The organism is Accumulibacter sp., from assembly GCF_031732815.1.
Classification (GTDB): domain Bacteria; phylum Pseudomonadota; class Gammaproteobacteria; order Burkholderiales; family Rhodocyclaceae; genus Accumulibacter.
Genome location: NZ_JAVMKF010000031.1, coordinates 46827 through 47906, shown reverse-complemented (window position 1 = coordinate 47906; position 1080 = coordinate 46827). Strand labels below are relative to the sequence as shown.

The window sequence follows — 1080 nt, the reverse complement described above, 5'->3', positions numbered from 1 at the left end:
TACGAGGATACCGACTCCGGGGGCGTCGTGTACTATGCCAACTACCTGAAGTTCTTCGAGCGCTGTCGTACCGAATGCTTGCGAGCCATCGGCCATCATCAGGCCGATCTGTTGCGCGATCCGGGGATCGCCTTTGTCGTGCGTAGTGCCAGCGTCGACTACCTGAAGCCGGCACGGCTCGACGATCAGCTGCTCGTCGGCTTGCAGGTTGAGCGCCTGAGCCACGCGCAGATCTTCTTTCGCCAGTACGTTCGGCACGCGGACGCAGCGCTCGATGGCGACCGTGCCGACCTGGTACGCGCGCGGATCCAAGTCGTCTGTGTAAACTCCGCCTTGATGAAGGCGACTGCCATTCCATCGTTCCTGAGGACCAAACTGGAAGCCATGCAATGAACGTTTCGCAAGACCTGTCGATTCTGCATCTGATTCTCAACGCCAGCGCCGTCGTGCAGGCTGTCATGCTGCTCCTCGCCGGCGTTTCGTTCATGTCGTGGTACTACATCTTCCGCAAGTGGTTCACGGTCAAACGGGCGCGCGCGCAGACCGATCATTTCGAGCGCGACTTCTGGAGTGGCGGCGAACTCAACAGCCTCTATCAAAGCGCGATCAACGACCGCCACAGTACCGGCAGCATGGAGCGCATCTTCGAAGCCGGATTCCGCGAATTCACCAAGCTGCGCAGCCAGAAGAATCTCGATCCGAAGGACGTGATCGACGGCGCCCGGCGGGCGATGCGCGCCACCTATCAACGCGAGATGGATGGCATCGACTCGCATCTGGCTTTTCTCGCCTCGGTCGGCTCGGTCAGTCCCTATGTCGGTCTGTTTGGTACCGTCTGGGGGATCATGCACTCGTTTCGGGGTCTGTCGAACGTCGGGCAGGCGACGCTCGCGGCGGTTGCTCCGGGGATTGCCGAAGCGCTCGTGGCGACCGCCATCGGCCTCTTCGCGGCGATTCCGGCGGTCGTCGCGTACAACCGCTTCGCCTACGAGATCGATCGCCTTTCCTCGCGCTTCGAGTCCTTCATGGAGGAGTTCTCGAATATCCTGCAACGCCAGATGAGGTAACGGCCATGCGCTC

The 1080-nt window shown here is 61.0% G+C and carries 2 protein-coding genes; both read left to right on the top strand.

Annotated features, from left to right (window positions below; translation table 11 throughout):
* The coding region (locus RKP46_RS02825) for a YbgC/FadM family acyl-CoA thioesterase (RefSeq protein WP_311105215.1) at positions 1–393 on the top strand (393 nt) is incomplete at its 5' end.
* A complete protein-coding gene (gene tolQ / locus RKP46_RS02820) occupies positions 390–1067 on the top strand; it encodes a protein TolQ (RefSeq protein ID WP_300327567.1) in 678 nt (225 codons plus the stop codon). The genes RKP46_RS02825 and tolQ, both read left to right, overlap by 4 nt.
* Positions 1068–1080: the final 13 nt, after the last annotated feature.

Bases quoted from the DNA above. Each gene is read 5' to 3' on its own strand.
- tolQ (WP_300327567.1), top strand. From the start codon at position 390: ATGAACGTTTCGCAAGACCTGTCGATTCTGCATCTGATTCTCAACGCC.